This window comes from Gammaproteobacteria bacterium, from assembly GCA_029882975.1.
Classification (GTDB): Bacteria; Pseudomonadota; Gammaproteobacteria; order SZUA-152; family SZUA-152; genus JAJDNG01.
In genome coordinates, this window is record JAOUJW010000057.1 from 1 (window position 1) to 14,270 (window position 14,270).

A 14,270-nucleotide genomic window follows, 5' to 3' on the forward strand; every position below is an offset into this window, starting at 1 on the left:
CCTCGAAACAACGGGCCGTCTGTCCGCTTTAGGTGGTTGTAACGCTGTGTGTAAACCCCATTGATATGGCGCATAATTCGACCTAAATTGGCGTTGGGAGTCTCGATAAGCAAGTGATAGTGGTTACCCATTAAACAATAGGCGTGTATGATGCCGGCTTTACACGGATTTGGAGTCGTGACAATGCGGTGGTGGTCAATTCGGAAATCAAGCGATTAGGCAATTGCACCTATTCTCAAATTTGGGCTCTTGCGGGGAACTGCTCTTTATTTTCGTGAGTACCACTCAATTATTTATATTCAGGTTACGCAGTTGCTTAGAATAAAATATGTGGCCGTTCAATCAATTCACGTATAATGGCCATTCATGTACAACACGCGATATTTACCTGCGCAGAGCCTTTTTAATTACTGTATGCAATGTATTTGAATCCACATCCAATCGCCTTACTTTTAACGGTTTGGTGGTATCGCTTAGGATAATTTCCACCTCAGGAATACGACTGCCCTTAACAAATTCATCGTTTAACACCACATCCAGAATGTTCGAAAACGGTATAGATTTTTTCCTTGCCGGATACCCTATTTCAAGAGAATTGGTGGATATTGCAATTGATATAACCGTTGTAAAATATTCATAAATTAGAAAAATCACCAGAACACCAAAAACCCCGGCAAACCAGTATTCCCCTTCAGCACCCACATACCACGCCATCCCTACAAAGCACGCCGTGATCAGCAAGTAAAAAAGATGATGCCATACTCCTTTTGCGAAGTGTGATCGGATGAATTCATCCCCGAAACTTCTCACTCTTTCGTTAATAAAATCTCTAAGCCGCTCAAATTCAATTAACTGATATTCAACACGCAGCAAATGCGCCCCATCAGCCCCTATAAGATCCAGGCACTGCAAAGGAGCACGCTCTTTCACCTTTTCAATGCGGCCCCAGGACACTAAGCCATGATCTTTTCCCTTGTGCTTGTACCAGATGCCGTCTTTGTCCACCACCACGTCAGCATAGCGAATCTTTCTTAAGACAATCCAAGCGAAAATAGCTAGAAAACCGAAAAAAGTGCAAAAGGAAATGGTCACGATTATAAGCACCGTTGCATCTACACCATTCTCGCTCGCCAGGTACGGCAAACCAAGACCCGATAAGGCAAACAAGATAAGTATTGCCAGCGCGATCCTTGAAAGAATGACAAAACGTTTATCCAGATTGAACTCGTGCATGGTACGATATTGGGTTAACTAATCTATGTTTTGCACTTTACAACCATTTTCTAGTTCGTCGGCATCCGGTACTTCAAATCTGGGTTCCATAAAATCAAACATTATATCCGTAACCTCAAAGGCATAAACATTGGGATCTTTTTCGGCATTGCGCCGGTTGACACGTTGTCTGCGTACCTCCGTCGGAGCGTCAAGGTAATGTGTTTCGGCGTTTATATCCAATTTTCTGCCTCGGTCCACAAAAACCTTCCTCTGCTCTTTGGTCGTAAAGCCTAAATCCAATATCACATTATTGTTTAATGACAATATTTGTTCACTGACTTCCCATATTTGATCATAACATCTGTAAACCCGCTCTATCAGCCAGGAGTAATCCAATTCCGTCATGTCTTTAGAAAACAATGTCTGCATCCACGGATCGATGGAAAATCGAACCGCACTAATTTCTTTGGCCAGCCCAATGGAGTAAGTGGTTTTACCAACCCCGGTAGGACCACAAACAATAATCAGTCTTGCCATAAAGCGTTTTTCGCCTCAATCTTTGTCTATGCGTTTGTTATCGCGTTGTTTGAAAATATTCCCAATGTCAATGCCGAAGTAACGCAAACATGCCAGCAAAATCATAACAGCTGTTGCTTCATCCAGGTTTCCAATAAAAGGAATATTATCCGGTATAAGTTCAAATATCCCTGCACCCGGATTGAAAATATACAACAAGGAAATAATGCCTAAAAATAGGATGACGACTGTCTTTAACATGGTTACTCCGCTTATTGTCCGGATTCCGGAAGATAATTATTGTATATCGATCAATTTTCGTTGTACACGACAGAATGTCTGTCCGCGGAATTCGTGCAATATCTTATTGGATATACCTTTGGTTAGTGTCTGCATAAATTAAGTAAATTGGAAGCGACAACAGGACTTGCACCTGTATCTTCATGGTTATGAGCCATGGGCTTTACATTAAGCTATGTCGCCTTGGTGCTCCCGGCAGGATTCTCGCCTGCAACCGTCCGCTTAAAAGGCGGATGCTCTCAACATTGAGCTACGGGAACTATTGACTACTCTCTCTTTCCTTAGACTTATAAATTGGCACCCCAGGACAGAATCGAACTGCCGGCGCCTGATTTGGAATCAGGGGCTTTACCGTTAAGCGACTGGGGCGAAGTCTAATCCGGTACTTCGGCTAATTGTGGTAGCGCGGGTGAGATTCGAACTCACAACATCCAGGGTCTAAGCCTGGCGTATCTGCCAATTGCACCACCGCGCCATAATCATGTCATTTAGAGCGCACACGGTGAAATGGACTCGTGTCCTCAACCTTGCACCGTTGCGCTCTACAAACTGCGTTTCCGCATTAAATTGGTCTGGGTGACAGGATTCGAACCTGTGGCCTCTCGGTTCCAAACCGAGAACTCTGCGCAGACTGAGCTACACCCAGATAAAACTTAGAGAACCGGACGGGGATCGAACCCGCAACGCCTTAGTGGCACCAGGTTGAAGGCCTGGCCGCTTAACCCAGTTTGCATACCGGTTCCGTAAACCATTCAGTACACCCTATTACAGGTGCCTGATAATGTTGGCTGGCAGGGTGGGACTCGAACCCACATGCATCTCCTTAACAGGGAGGTCACCTACCGATGGTGCACCTGCCAATATCTCTTTAACTGGTTGGTCGCAAAGTTAATTACTAACCAACCTTCTGGTGCCGGGAGTAGGACTTGCACCCACAACCCACTGCTTACAAGGCAGTCGCTCTGCTAACTTGAGCTATCCCGGCTTACTTGGTTGCCCCGGCGGGATTCGAACCCGCATCACGCGCTAATCTGGCGCTTTCCCGAGGTATAAGCTCGGCGTTTTACCTGTTAAACTACAGGGCTGTTTTCTAACTTTTAAATAACAGCATCCGGTCACCAGTGGACTCGGATTGGGCATAAAAAAGCCCCGGTAACTATCATCTTTACGATACCTACCGAGGCGTTTGTTCTCTGGAAGGTATTTTATTTACCTTCCACTTGTTTGTGAGCAGAAGGTCATTTCATAATCGTTAATTTCCCATAATTTTTTTCTTCATGGTTGAGATTTATGAGCATGCATTCGAAAGCGGGAAACCAGCCATGGGCAGGTAACGGGTGTTTGGGTAACACCAGCGGCAAGGTCTCGAAACCCGGAGTCAGTATGTATTGATCACTTTGTATTTTCATTGCTTCTTACTCTGGAACCTGTTCTCACTCGCATTTCCTTCGCCAATAAAAAAACCCTGATGGATGCACTTACTCATCGACCAGGGTTTTGTATTCTTTTCCCTTGGTCGGACAACCTTCCAAGGAAAACCTTGAAAGATTACTCAACAAGTATTGGGCATGGCACATGCCTCGGTTTTTTCCGCTGTCGGTTTCACTATGTTCCCTATGGGGACCAACAACCACAGCAAACTCCCCAAACGGAGCTTGGGTAAGAGTCTGTTGGACAATGGTATTTTAGCTTGCTTAATCATCATGGCTTAGAGTATAGCTGCGAATTTCAGGAATGCAAGTATATTTTCAAATTTCTTGATTTTTTTTATTTAAGACTATTGGAATATTTCAAAATTGGCGAAGTAAATAGCAAGGTACAACATTAGAGAATACTGTGCTCTGACATAGGTTTTCGACATAGGTTTTCCGCACAAAGAGTCCTACGGTTTAACACCGACTCCAAACCATGCTTTGGAACTTAGGGTGGTTGGCATATTGGGCAATTGCTTAGATAAATAGCCTAGGGCGACTGTCTCAAGTTCGTTCCATTGATCGTTGGACATATCGTTTTTCATCATCACAATCGGAGCACTCCCCTTAACCATGTCGGTCCAAAACTCTTTCACATTATTGACGGGAAATTCTCCGCTAAAACCGATGATATCCACATCAGCGAAGCCGGCTGCAGTCAGTTCGTTGCGGAAAAACTCCGGATTTTCCAAAGACTCAATATCGGTTTGGGGTTCCGGGATTTCCGGTTTCATAGCTTTTATGGCACCGAATAGTGTTTGCATTAACGTAGAATCGCAAACCGGCGCCCAGCTGGAGATTACGACTTTACCACCCGGTCTCAGAGTTCTGAATATTTCCTTGTAGCCCTTTTCTCTATCCGGAAAGAACATCAAACCAAACATGGAAAATGCGGTATCGAACAACCCATCGGTATATGGCAGCGCCTGGCCATCGCCACAGTGAACCTCAATATTTTTTATGCCCTGTTCGGATATTGCATTCCTGAACAAGGAGATCATCGATTCGGAGAAATCGATAGCATGTACGGAGTTGACTTTAGCGGCAACCAAAAGCGGCAACGTACCTGGACCGCAGGCCACATCCAGTATTTTGCAGTCCTTGCTAAGTCTTGCCAGTTCTAGTGCTTTTTCCGTGTAACTACGAAAAAAAGTCATTGTGGTTTCGGCATAACCCTCGGCGACCATATCCCAAGGAGTAACGGTGCTCAACATATTTGGTGGTTCGTTCATAGAATATCCTATAGTTCCTTCATCTCTACCCGGTTAGTGCTTAATCAGACTTTGTTAGTGTAGACGTTATATCTGTCTTACACAAAACCGAGGTCACAAAAAATCGAGATAAAACCTGAGTTCGAAAACAGGGATCAGAACATTATGCCCCCAGTTTTCATCCCCGGTTTTCGTCTACAGGAAAGCAAGACGGGCTTATTTATGCGCATCCAATACCAAATTGTTGCCTTTGATTACCCGCACAAAGGTTGCATAATGATTGTCGGTAAACCAGACTTCACGTTTATTATTGTTCTTGGCATCAACGGGGCCAACCACTACTCTGGCTGCTCCTCGCGTGGATTTCCCGGTATCATAATCGTATGCCCAATAATTAGTGCGTTTAGGCAGCATGCCGCTTTTACCTTGGATATTGTTATACTTGTGACCGTTGAAAGTGGACAGATTATTACTCAGGATGCCGGCGTTGAATAACACGGCAAGGCCCGGTTGCTGATTAGCATGAACAACAGTCCAGGTTCCTGTTCCCTCTTTGTAAGGCCTTTTTGAAGCCGCCTCCATCAGTTGTTTGTGTTCGGAGTTCCAATATTTATTGAATTGCTCTAAGTTTTCTTTTACCGCAGTGTCGTTGTATGGGTTGTTTGGATCATTGTTGGAGTTGACGACCAGTTGCAATTGATCCCAATAGAACTTCGCTTTACACTTGCAATTTATATCATCCAGATCGTATGGAAGCCACTCAATATACCCTGTATCCATACCTCGCGTCCTCAAATGTTCTGCACTGGCTTCATGCTTTACATTATTCATCCAGGTGTTTAATGCCGCGCGTTTTCGAACCAGATCCAAGTCATTCACATTACCATAACCGTCAAAAGCACCGGCACGTAAACCGATATCAAGTTCGGGTTCGAAAATAAATAGTTGCTGTCTATCGTAGTTAACAGGCATGGTATCTCCTTATTTTAAGCTGCAAGCTCGGTCAACAAATCAATGAGCAGTTTGGGCATATTTGCTCACAAAAGCCCAACGCATCATGACGAAACTACAGGATTCAGTGTAGCCAAATCCACTTGCTTTCTTTATTAACCCTACAATCAATGCTTAATATAGGGTTTTCTCCAGCAAATTCATGATATGTCTTGGATGCCGAAAATCAGGATTTGGTTTACCTGGCATTGAGTATTTATTCACCCTTACAGCGATTTGCAGCTATCGGAAGACCGGGTCACAAACCAACCGGCTTTACAACCGTCTCATATAAAAAACCGGCTGTAGTCGAAGCGGCATAAAGTCTGCTCATTGACTATTCCTTGGATCGATTTGCCAATTGACATAGTGTTATTATTACACTATTATATTTAGTGTATATATTACAATATCAGTTTTATTTATTTTGTGGGAAAACAAGCTCTTGAGCTGCCTGCCTATGACTATTAAACAACTACATGTGACTGTTCTAAGCAATCTACACATTGCTTACGATAAGTACACACGCAGCTACGATAAATCCAAATTGCCGTCGATCACCTATCCGGGCGTTTTCTTTTTACTGCATGAGTCGTCCATTGATATTGGCATCAACAAGGCACAGGCTCTACTTGAGACATTGGCGTATCCGGGTAACGAACTCATCGCCTTGGAAACAAGTATCGCGGAGTCGGACTTAATACCAAATGAATTCACCGGAACCGGATTAGGACAATATATTGAATCCTCGAGTATCGTTGTTAACGCAATCTACACAATTCGGAATAAAAAACTATTACCGTTACGTATGGAAGAAGCGATGGCCAAGGCTTATCGGGTTATGCAACCCAGTTCTTCCAGTTACAGCGATTTGGTCCCCCGTAGCGTTTCGGTACTGCCCGTGGCCAGGGGCTGTCAGGCGAAATGTTCTTTTTGCTTTTCTTCATCGTCCATATCCACCTTACAACGTAAAAATAGCATTGACTTTGAACGGGTACATCAGGTGTTTTCCCAGGCAAAGCAGGCCGGCGCCATTCGTGGTGTAATTACCGGGGGCGGAGAACCGGGATTATTGCCGCGTACCCAACTTCACAAACTCATTCAGATCAGTCAAACCTATTTTGATAAGACCGTATTGATAAGCAACGGCTATTTTGTCTCCAGTGCGGCGAATGTGGAACAAGCCCTACTTGACCTGGATAACCAGGGTTTGACTGTCTTAGCCATATCACGCCATCATTTTGACGATCAAAAATGCCAATCCATCATGAATTTGAATGTAGATTTCGAACGAGTTCACAGTGCCTATAAAACCATAACACCGCATTTGGCAGGTTTACGATTGCGTTTGGTGTGTGTAATGCAAAAAGATGGTGTGGATTCGGCGGAAACCATCGAACGCTATATTAGTTGGGCAGCACAAATGGGAATCGAACAAATTTGTTTTAAAGAATTGTACGTATCCACCAGCACCGAATCCCTTTTTTACGAAAACGAAGCCAATACCTGGAGCTATGACAACCAGGTACCTTTGAGCCTACTGGTGTGTCACGCCCGTGAACAGAACTGGTCGATGGCAGCCACGCTACCCTGGGGAAGTCCGGTTTATGAAGTGGAACGATACGGCAGACGTATGTCCATAGCCGCTTATACCGAACCTTCCCTATCCTGGGAACTGGAACACAAACTGTGTCGCAGTTGGAACCTGATGGCAGACGGACGTTGTTTTGCCTCATTGGAGTCGGAAGACAGTGAGGTAATAGTAAGAGAAAGCGTGTATGAACTACCAAACGTATCTTAAATACCGTGAGTCGGTACATCGAGAATATAGGGTTTCCAACAAGACTCACCCACTGTTAGCTTTAGATGAGCTGAATCCGTATACGCTATTGGCTCAGATTACAGACCTACACCCTGCTTCGTGTAATATCAGCGAAGGTGCTGCCTATGTTAAATCTTCCACCGGCGTGCGACAGTTATTACGGGAGATTTTCACCCAGTTTATTAACGAAGGTTATCAAATAGCTCTACCCGAGGATATTTATCCGGTCTATTTTGAATGTGTTCCGAAAGCCGCCGCGTATCATACCTATCCAACACTGAAACAACGCGAGCTGCGTTTACCGGCTACACCCAAGGCGATAGCATTAATCGCCAATCCATTAATACCGGAAGGTAATTATCTATCCCAACAGCAACTGGAGAGTATCAACCAATGGCTAAACGCAGACCCCGGTCGATGGCTGGTCTGTGATAATGTCTACGACTTTTTAGGGACTGCCCACTTAGCTGCACTGGCGACTCAAAACGTTATTTATGTAAACAGTTTGACCAAACTCGCTTTAAAACCCGGTGAATTGGGCTGGGCCACTTGTAACAAACCATTGGCGGGATTCACGCAAGCAAATCCAGAGCACCATTTGAACTATGCTCCAATTCTGCAACAGGCGTTTAGTAGAGCCTGGAATGGATTGCAACAACGTTTAACAGACCTGGACCCACACTGGCGTATTCCCCAGGTGGGATACTTGGCGACCGTTGATTTGAACTACAAGACACTACTGCGACAAAATATATCCGCCATACCTATACAGGTATTTGGATCTCAACAGGATGACATCTCAGTGCTGTCGTGCTTATCAAAGGTGGAATTTTAATAATCTATCACAATCAAATGTCGCCTAGCCGACATGGTTATGAAAGCGATAAATGTATAGTTGGCATCTTATTTTCCTTACCGGTCAACTCGATGACAGGCAGAGATTTACTCTCGGTAAGGATAGTATGGGCAACGATGGGCCACTGCAATTACGAGAATGCAGGAATACTTGCAGCGGATGGACAATTACCAAAAATATACCCACGTTATCCGGCCAGAGCACAGACCGTCTTAAGAATAGAGTATTTATCCTTGAACTCAATTGTTTGCCTGTTTTAAACCACAAAAGCAAGTTCAAGGATGGTCTCAATGTACCAATAAAAAACAGGAGAAAACCAGTGCGGTTGATAATTCAAGCTATTGAGCTATTAAAATTACCGTTGTATGGCTTTACGATGATATTACTGGTATCTGGTCTCATTTCCTGTAGCAGTGGCGGAGGAGATGGTGGAGGCGGTGGAGGCGGTGGAGGCGGCGGCGGTGCTGGTGGTGGAACCGATAACAAACCCATTAGCGGTGCATCAATTGGGGACAATTCTCTACCCAATAGCCAGTTGCATAAAATTGTAGCGCTGACAGTCCCGGCAACAAGCAATGATTTTTATTTTGGAGATGCGTATATTACCAATGACGACTCTCCGATAGCGAGTTTCATCATAATTCCGGTTACCAATAACACGGTCAGTAATACCCATTGTACTGCAACGTTGAGCGGAGGAGTAATTAGGGACTCAACTGAAACAACTATCACCACATCTCTTGAAATAGGCGTGTTGTTGAATGGGAGTATCCGTACCTTAGGTACCAGTCAATTCGCTAATCACTGTTTAGGGCCTGGAGAAAGCGGCTATTTTGCTGGTGCGATTTTGGGAGATGTGTATGCTGCAATTGCCTCAATTCAATTTTCAACATTCTTATCGGTTACCGATGGAACACTCCCTGTACCTTTTGGGCTCCCAAAAGATAACTTTGTTGCAGAAAGTTATTCTGTTACAGGCACAAATCCGCAACAAGTGTCCATATCAATACGAAACACCGGTTCCGCTGCAGGAAGAGCACAGAGCAGTAACAACTATATATTACTCGACGCGCAAGGAAACCCGCTAAATCTGGAAATTGGCGATTTACAGGATACTGTGCTTAATGCAAACCAGTCCACCAGTTTAATTGACACCCAATATTTTTCAGGTAACTCCACTAACATAATAGTTTTCATAGAACATGCTTCGTTCAATAATTTGTCTGCTAACTTGGTATCAAGGGCTAATTTTTCGTCTAATACAGAATTCAAAGCACAGTACTACACCCAAAAAGTATTAAATGCACTACAACAGCAAAAAGATCTTAGTGATGTGTTGAAGTTAGATTCAAAATAGCGTTGTTTTCTTTGAATTAGTTGCACCAGGAAGCGAACAGACAATGAAGTTTTTCGTCTACGTAGTAGTCTTATTTTTTATAGTTATACCAGGTTGTAAATACCCATCTTGTGATGGACCAGATGGTTTTACAAATACATATAATATTCAGTCACTTCGTTTGAATATATTACTACCAAACAACAATGAAGCAGATACATTCAAGTTCAACGATGTTTCGTTCCGCATCGAAATTGCCGATCGCAATACTGGCGCTTATAAAAATGGGTTTAAATTTAACTTCGCAATAGTTAAAAATGCGTACGCTTGTTCACCAGGCCCAGCATATACTGACGAAATCATAGAAGACATAGTCATAACCAGCAACGCTGACTATGATGAACAGCATTTATCTGGCGCGAATTTAGCCGACTTATTCGAGGTATATGCCGCGGGTTACCATAATTACGCAGCTCTAAACGGCGGCACCAACGCCGTTACCCTTGTTGATTTCATTTCAAACCACTATCGATCTGATGATTTCTTGGATTTACGTCTGGCTTCTACACCTACAATTGCCAAAAACCATGTATTCACCATTAATTATACGCATGTCGGTGGAGAAGAGTTTGTGATGATTTCACAGGAATTAGCTTTTCAATAACCCATATGGGAACTAACCGTAAGATTGTAGTTTGGGCTGCGATTCAGTGGACAGGCACTAAGACCGCATATGGCCTGTTTTCGCGTTAAATAAACCCAGCCACATTCAATCTGAAATGCGCACCGCATAAATGCAAAAACGCTTAACAAACACGGTCAACATCAAAACACGTAGAACACTGACAAAAAAGCGATGCGTATTCCGAATGCCACCGGTCGAGTCTTTCCGTCAATACGAAAGTGCCCGTGAAAACGGCGGAAGTGCAGAGCTTAGTTCTTTATAAGCGATACGGATGCCTTTTGGTTTGACTATCGTTGCAGAATTTTCTACCCGTCTCCTTTCCTTGGTATGAGCCCACTGGCAAACCGATACCAAAACTCCCATTAATTTGTTTTTGTAAATATTGAGAAATGCCTTCTTTGTAGGAAAATTCTACATCGTGGTGGTCACCTATTTTTTAATACGACCATCTCTCAATAATGTGAGGCAAATATCCAGTGCGCTTCCCTTTTTCGGGACGGTATTTGCTGATAACCCGATGAGAGTGGTACACACTTCGTCCTTAAAACTTAAGTTGGTGACTTGGCCTACAATATTTTGCACTGCGAGAGCGACGTGTTTCGTAGCTTCGTCGCTCAACGGCTTTCCTTGAATAGTCTCTATAGTAGCTGCTGTAGACCCAGAACCTCCGCCGGTAAGTGCAGCTGATCGTGCGGAATCTATAGCATTGTAGGCTTGTTGTTTTTCCTTTGTCGTAGCCACAGAAGTTTCGTATGCCTTTTTTGCACTTTCTTCTTCTGCAACGTTTTTGTTGTGTTGTTCGACAAGTTTTTTATAGTTTTTCAGCTTCTCTTTTTCAGCATCGGATGGCTTGTCAGTATTTTCAATTCTTTCTGCCTCGGACTTACCGTCTTTCACCATTTTCTCTGTTTCTTCCTTCTGTGACACGCTTTTCTTGAATTTTTCTTGATTTTGAGCTTCCGCCTCCTTTGCCGAATTTAAGGCAGCTCGTGCTACTTCTGATTTATTGGTAAGATCTACTATAGCGTCGGCGGATCCGCTGTTAGCTTTACTGACCAATGTGGTGGCGGGTGCTCTGACAGCACCTGTCAGCTGCTCAATGGCCAGAATGCCTACCATGGTGCTTTGAAAACGTCTTTGCAGAGTTTCAAGGCCGAATTTCGTTATTCCACCAGACGCGTATGCTTCGCAATTACGGTACATTATATCTCTTAGTGCTTGCATTGCAGCGGTACGAATACCGATAGTGCTCGCACTCTCTGCTACTGATTGTGACAATCCTATTTTGCCTTTATCAGTGATTGAAAAATCTACTCCTAATGTTGCAGCTATTGCTGAAAGGGCATCGGGCGATGGTTCTGCGCAATATCGGTTTACTACTTTTTCCTTTCCATCAATTTCTTCAATCTTAGTGCGGTATATACCCCTTTGTTTGGCATCTACAAAAATAGCACTGTCACTATCCCACGTTTGCTTAGTGTTAATTGTAGAAGAACAACCTATTGTAGTTACGAGGACTAAAACAAACAATACAACCCATAGATTTTTACCAATCATTTTTTCTCCCTACCATTTTATATGCACGATATTAGTGCTCCGTATATAGCTGGAACAATATAGGCGTGACCATTGGAATTATTTTGGCTGGTAGTTCTAATATTATGTTTTTATAATTTGTCTTTTGATTCTAACTAGCACTACAAATATTTTCAACTTTAATTATTGGTTCCATGTTTCGCGCTGTGTGTTACCCCTATGTAAATCACACTGTTTTAGCCTAATAGGTTTACTCGACTAATTTTTGGGTATCTTTATTAATTCACTGGCCGCTTTAAGATTCGACAGGCCTGTGCGAATAGTGCCTGGGGGACAGAGCGACCTGCCCCCAGTGCCAGCCATTCGATTAACAGTCTTATATACTGAATCACAGTTTCACAGTTATTCGCTGAACAGCTGTGTTACTTCTTCTGGAGTCAATATGCCTGTATAGATTTTCACATCATCCATAGATCCGGTGATGAACTTGCCGTCATAATTGTTTCTTCCTATCTCGACGGGAGCATTAGTCGCAAACCAATTGTTTTGAATCGGACAGTCGCCCACTAGTTCATTATTAAGATGTATTTTTACTCTAGCCGGATTCACCGTAGACACCATGTGGTTCCACTGGTTTAGCGGCGCCACAGCTCCCGTGGATTAAAAACATTGGAAATCTTCGCCTGATTTTTCGCTACCGTATAGCACCCTTCTGTCCCCAAATATGGCGGACCCCCTGCCTATTCGAGTCACATGATTCAATTTTGAGTTTAGCGGCTACCAAAGCGCGTTGTAAGCTGAAATATTGAACCAAAGTGAGACGGACACTGAGGTTGTTCCTCCGCGTAGCTGTGGCGCATCGGCGATGATAATATAGTCGGATCCTGAAAAGGCGTAGGCACTGTTGGCGCTTCCTTTGCGGTCTGTCGTTAATTTTGCACCCATGACCGTACCGTCGTGCCCGTTGCCTGTGTCTGTTTTAGGCCACTGCCAGACACAGTACATGAAACTAGCCACTTGACCCCGTGACCTTTCGGCTTCCGCCCTCCCCCATCAACTGCTATTTTCATTCATGCGAAATGGTTAGATGGGGCCTGTCCTCCCTCTGGCCACCGTATTACACGTTTTTAGGAATCTATCCCTTGTTTTCCAGGCTGTATAGATTATCTCTCCATTGGTTGGTTACTTTGTTAATTCGAATCTCTTCATAATTACTGGTGGACGTAACCTTCACGCTATTACACCGGATTCCTTTGCTTTGTTAACGGCCTGAAGTCTTGAGGATACGCCTAATTGTGAAAATATTGTCGATAAATGGGCACGAACAGTGCCTTCTGCCAAGCTCAACTGTCTACATATCTCTTTATTTGACATTCCTTTCCCAAGCAGTCGTAGTACTTCCATTTGTCGATTTGTTAATTTTTGTTTTTTGTTCCTGCTAGATGTTAATTCTGTATTAAATGCAGTCGGGGGAACGTATACGTCTCCACCCAACACTAGCTTTAGCGCCATAATGAGTGTGTTACTCTTTGAGGACTTCGGGATATACCCATTTACGCCTTCTTTCAGATACTTCGATACTGTTTCTTGGTTTTCACATGCAGAGATAATCGCAATTTTTATTTCAGGACACTTCTTTCTAAACGCTGTAATCATACAAACATCATTTCGATCAGGGAGATTTAAATCCAACAGAATCAGATCCAAATCTGGGTGGCTTGCACAAATCTGAATACCGTGTTGAAAAGAAAAGGCATGTAATATACATGTATCAGGTTCCATTATATGAATAATTTTTTCTAACCCCTCACTGAATAGTGGGTGGTCGTCAACAATTAAAATTTTTTCCCTTTTATATTGCGATTCGTCCATTTTCTTTCTCCTAAAGAACAGGATTTTGGCATATTACAATAACTTCACTTACATTCAATTTGCACTAAATCAATTATTTTTTGTAATGGGTAATAATGTACTATTAGTCATTATATCTAACACACTATATAGCAGGTGGAAGTATGACAAACATACGTATGCCTAATATACAACACCATCCGGATGAAATATTTCGGCAGCAAATAGAGACTATCTACAAAAATGCACCCTTTGCGCTTTTTTCTTGCGTATTTGGTGGAATTGTAGTGCTTTATGTATTGTGGCCATTAGGTCAGCAACAAACACTCGTTACATGGTATTTAACGATTTTATGAGTTATGATCATTTCTGGTGTATGAGCACCTAGAAAGGGTGGCGTGCCCTTTGTTGTATAATTGTTTTCGCTGAAAAACAAACGACAAAGGAAGCACACCACATGAGCAAAGATAATGTTATTGA

General features: G+C 43.2%; 17 protein-coding genes and 9 tRNA genes. 5 read left to right on the plus strand and 21 right to left on the minus strand.

Going from position 1 to position 14,270, the window contains the following annotated elements; genetic code table 11:
• The 17 genes from OEY58_22750 to OEY58_22830 form a co-directional block, all read right to left on the minus strand.
• Positions 1 to 200: transposase (locus OEY58_22750; GenBank protein MDH5328272.1), on the minus strand; the 200-nt coding region annotated here is incomplete at its 3' end.
• Positions 201 to 384: 184 nt separating this feature from the next.
• Positions 385 to 1,233 (minus strand): hypothetical protein, encoded by an 849-nt coding sequence (locus OEY58_22755; GenBank protein ID MDH5328273.1) that lies wholly within the window; start codon positions 1,231 to 1,233, stop codon positions 385 to 387.
• A gap of 18 nt (positions 1,234 to 1,251) precedes the next feature.
• Positions 1,252 to 1,752, minus strand: a complete 501-nt coding sequence (locus OEY58_22760; GenBank protein MDH5328274.1) for an ATP-binding protein — start codon at positions 1,750 to 1,752, stop codon at positions 1,252 to 1,254.
• A 15-nt stretch (positions 1,753 to 1,767) separates the two neighbouring features.
• On the minus strand, positions 1,768 to 1,992 hold the full coding sequence (locus OEY58_22765; GenBank protein ID MDH5328275.1) for a DUF1232 domain-containing protein: 225 nt from the start codon (positions 1,990 to 1,992) through the stop codon (positions 1,768 to 1,770).
• A gap of 148 nt (positions 1,993 to 2,140) precedes the next feature.
• Positions 2,141 to 2,214, minus strand: a tRNA-Met gene (locus tag OEY58_22770).
• Between the two features lies 1 nt (position 2,215).
• Positions 2,216 to 2,291, minus strand: a tRNA-Lys gene (locus OEY58_22775).
• A 35-nt stretch (positions 2,292 to 2,326) separates the two neighbouring features.
• Positions 2,327 to 2,400 (minus strand) — tRNA-Trp (locus OEY58_22780).
• 29 nt (positions 2,401 to 2,429) lie between these two features.
• Positions 2,430 to 2,506: transfer RNA gene (locus tag OEY58_22785), tRNA-Leu, on the minus strand.
• Between the two features lie 93 nt (positions 2,507 to 2,599).
• A tRNA-Pro gene (locus tag OEY58_22790) sits at positions 2,600 to 2,677 on the minus strand.
• Positions 2,678 to 2,688: 11 nt separating this feature from the next.
• Positions 2,689 to 2,773, minus strand: a tRNA-Glu gene (locus OEY58_22795).
• A 43-nt stretch (positions 2,774 to 2,816) separates the two neighbouring features.
• Positions 2,817 to 2,891: transfer RNA gene (locus tag OEY58_22800), tRNA-Asn, on the minus strand.
• A 48-nt stretch (positions 2,892 to 2,939) separates the two neighbouring features.
• Positions 2,940 to 3,016 (minus strand) — tRNA-Thr (locus OEY58_22805).
• Between the two features lie 5 nt (positions 3,017 to 3,021).
• Positions 3,022 to 3,116: transfer RNA gene (locus OEY58_22810), tRNA-Ile, on the minus strand.
• A 153-nt stretch (positions 3,117 to 3,269) separates the two neighbouring features.
• Positions 3,270 to 3,440 (minus strand): hypothetical protein, encoded by a 171-nt coding sequence (locus OEY58_22815; protein MDH5328276.1) that lies wholly within the window; start codon positions 3,438 to 3,440, stop codon positions 3,270 to 3,272.
• A 69-nt stretch (positions 3,441 to 3,509) separates the two neighbouring features.
• Positions 3,510 to 3,665 (minus strand): hypothetical protein, encoded by a 156-nt coding sequence (locus OEY58_22820; GenBank protein ID MDH5328277.1) that lies wholly within the window; start codon positions 3,663 to 3,665, stop codon positions 3,510 to 3,512.
• 248 nt (positions 3,666 to 3,913) lie between these two features.
• Positions 3,914 to 4,735 (minus strand): class I SAM-dependent methyltransferase, encoded by an 822-nt coding sequence (locus OEY58_22825; GenBank protein ID MDH5328278.1) that lies wholly within the window; start codon positions 4,733 to 4,735, stop codon positions 3,914 to 3,916.
• A gap of 195 nt (positions 4,736 to 4,930) precedes the next feature.
• Positions 4,931 to 5,686 (minus strand): hypothetical protein, encoded by a 756-nt coding sequence (locus tag OEY58_22830; GenBank protein ID MDH5328279.1) that lies wholly within the window; start codon positions 5,684 to 5,686, stop codon positions 4,931 to 4,933.
• Positions 5,687 to 6,164: 478 nt separating this feature from the next.
• Between OEY58_22830 and OEY58_22835 the strand changes: the two genes are divergently transcribed.
• From OEY58_22835 to OEY58_22850, 4 genes are read left to right on the plus strand one after another with little or no spacing between them, the layout of a single operon-like run.
• Positions 6,165 to 7,505 carry a radical SAM protein gene (locus OEY58_22835; protein ID MDH5328280.1) on the plus strand — a complete coding sequence of 447 codons (1,341 nt, stop codon included), beginning with the start codon at positions 6,165 to 6,167 and terminating at the stop codon, positions 7,503 to 7,505.
• Positions 7,483 to 8,361, plus strand: coding sequence for a hypothetical protein (locus OEY58_22840; GenBank protein ID MDH5328281.1), 879 nt, complete (start codon positions 7,483 to 7,485; stop codon positions 8,359 to 8,361). The genes OEY58_22835 and OEY58_22840 overlap by 23 nt, the downstream gene beginning before the upstream one ends.
• Before the next feature lie 52 nt (positions 8,362 to 8,413).
• Positions 8,414 to 9,739: a hypothetical protein gene (locus OEY58_22845; GenBank protein MDH5328282.1), complete on the plus strand. Its 1,326-nt coding sequence runs from the start codon at positions 8,414 to 8,416 to the stop codon at positions 9,737 to 9,739.
• Between the two features lie 43 nt (positions 9,740 to 9,782).
• Positions 9,783 to 10,382, plus strand: a complete 600-nt coding sequence (locus tag OEY58_22850; GenBank protein ID MDH5328283.1) for a hypothetical protein — start codon at positions 9,783 to 9,785, stop codon at positions 10,380 to 10,382.
• Between the two features lie 450 nt (positions 10,383 to 10,832).
• On the opposite strand, the gene OEY58_22855 is transcribed toward OEY58_22850, so the two are convergent.
• The 4 genes from OEY58_22855 to OEY58_22870 all read right to left on the minus strand — a co-directional run bounded on the left by OEY58_22855 (position 10,833) and on the right by OEY58_22870 (position 13,811).
• Positions 10,833 to 11,960: a hypothetical protein gene (locus tag OEY58_22855; protein ID MDH5328284.1), complete on the minus strand. Its 1,128-nt coding sequence runs from the start codon at positions 11,958 to 11,960 to the stop codon at positions 10,833 to 10,835.
• A 381-nt stretch (positions 11,961 to 12,341) separates the two neighbouring features.
• On the minus strand, positions 12,342 to 12,587 hold the full coding sequence (locus OEY58_22860; protein MDH5328285.1) for a LamG domain-containing protein: 246 nt from the start codon (positions 12,585 to 12,587) through the stop codon (positions 12,342 to 12,344).
• A gap of 129 nt (positions 12,588 to 12,716) precedes the next feature.
• On the minus strand, positions 12,717 to 12,956 hold the full coding sequence (locus tag OEY58_22865; GenBank protein ID MDH5328286.1) for a hypothetical protein: 240 nt from the start codon (positions 12,954 to 12,956) through the stop codon (positions 12,717 to 12,719).
• Positions 12,957 to 13,169: 213 nt separating this feature from the next.
• A complete protein-coding gene (locus tag OEY58_22870; protein ID MDH5328287.1) occupies positions 13,170 to 13,811 on the minus strand; it encodes a response regulator transcription factor in 642 nt (213 codons plus the stop codon).
• 143 nt (positions 13,812 to 13,954) lie between these two features.
• On the opposite strand from OEY58_22870, the gene OEY58_22875 reads away from it, so the two are divergent.
• The gene (locus OEY58_22875) at positions 13,955 to 14,146 is read left to right on the plus strand and encodes a hypothetical protein (protein MDH5328288.1); all 192 of its coding nucleotides are present in this window, start codon (positions 13,955 to 13,957) and stop codon (positions 14,144 to 14,146) included.
• Positions 14,147 to 14,270 lie beyond the last annotated feature (124 nt).

Bases quoted from the DNA above. Each gene is read 5' to 3' on its own strand.
- OEY58_22755 (MDH5328273.1), bottom strand. From the start codon at position 1,233: ATGCACGAGTTCAATCTGGATAAACGTTTTGTCATTCTTTCAAGGATC.
- OEY58_22760 (MDH5328274.1), bottom strand. From the start codon at position 1,752: ATGGCAAGACTGATTATTGTTTGTGGTCCTACCGGGGTTGGTAAAACC.
- OEY58_22765 (MDH5328275.1), bottom strand. From the start codon at position 1,992: ATGTTAAAGACAGTCGTCATCCTATTTTTAGGCATTATTTCCTTGTTG.
- OEY58_22815 (MDH5328276.1), bottom strand. From the start codon at position 3,440: ATGAAAATACAAAGTGATCAATACATACTGACTCCGGGTTTCGAGACC.
- OEY58_22825 (MDH5328278.1), bottom strand. From the start codon at position 4,735: ATGAACGAACCACCAAATATGTTGAGCACCGTTACTCCTTGGGATATG.
- OEY58_22830 (MDH5328279.1), bottom strand. From the start codon at position 5,686: ATGCCTGTTAACTACGATAGACAGCAACTATTTATTTTCGAACCCGAA.
- OEY58_22835 (MDH5328280.1), top strand. From the start codon at position 6,165: ATGACTATTAAACAACTACATGTGACTGTTCTAAGCAATCTACACATT.
- OEY58_22840 (MDH5328281.1), top strand. From the start codon at position 7,483: ATGAACTACCAAACGTATCTTAAATACCGTGAGTCGGTACATCGAGAA.
- OEY58_22845 (MDH5328282.1), top strand. From the start codon at position 8,414: ATGTATAGTTGGCATCTTATTTTCCTTACCGGTCAACTCGATGACAGG.
- OEY58_22850 (MDH5328283.1), top strand. From the start codon at position 9,783: ATGAAGTTTTTCGTCTACGTAGTAGTCTTATTTTTTATAGTTATACCA.
- OEY58_22855 (MDH5328284.1), bottom strand. From the start codon at position 11,960: ATGATTGGTAAAAATCTATGGGTTGTATTGTTTGTTTTAGTCCTCGTA.
- OEY58_22870 (MDH5328287.1), bottom strand. From the start codon at position 13,811: ATGGACGAATCGCAATATAAAAGGGAAAAAATTTTAATTGTTGACGAC.
- OEY58_22875 (MDH5328288.1), top strand. From the start codon at position 13,955: ATGACAAACATACGTATGCCTAATATACAACACCATCCGGATGAAATA.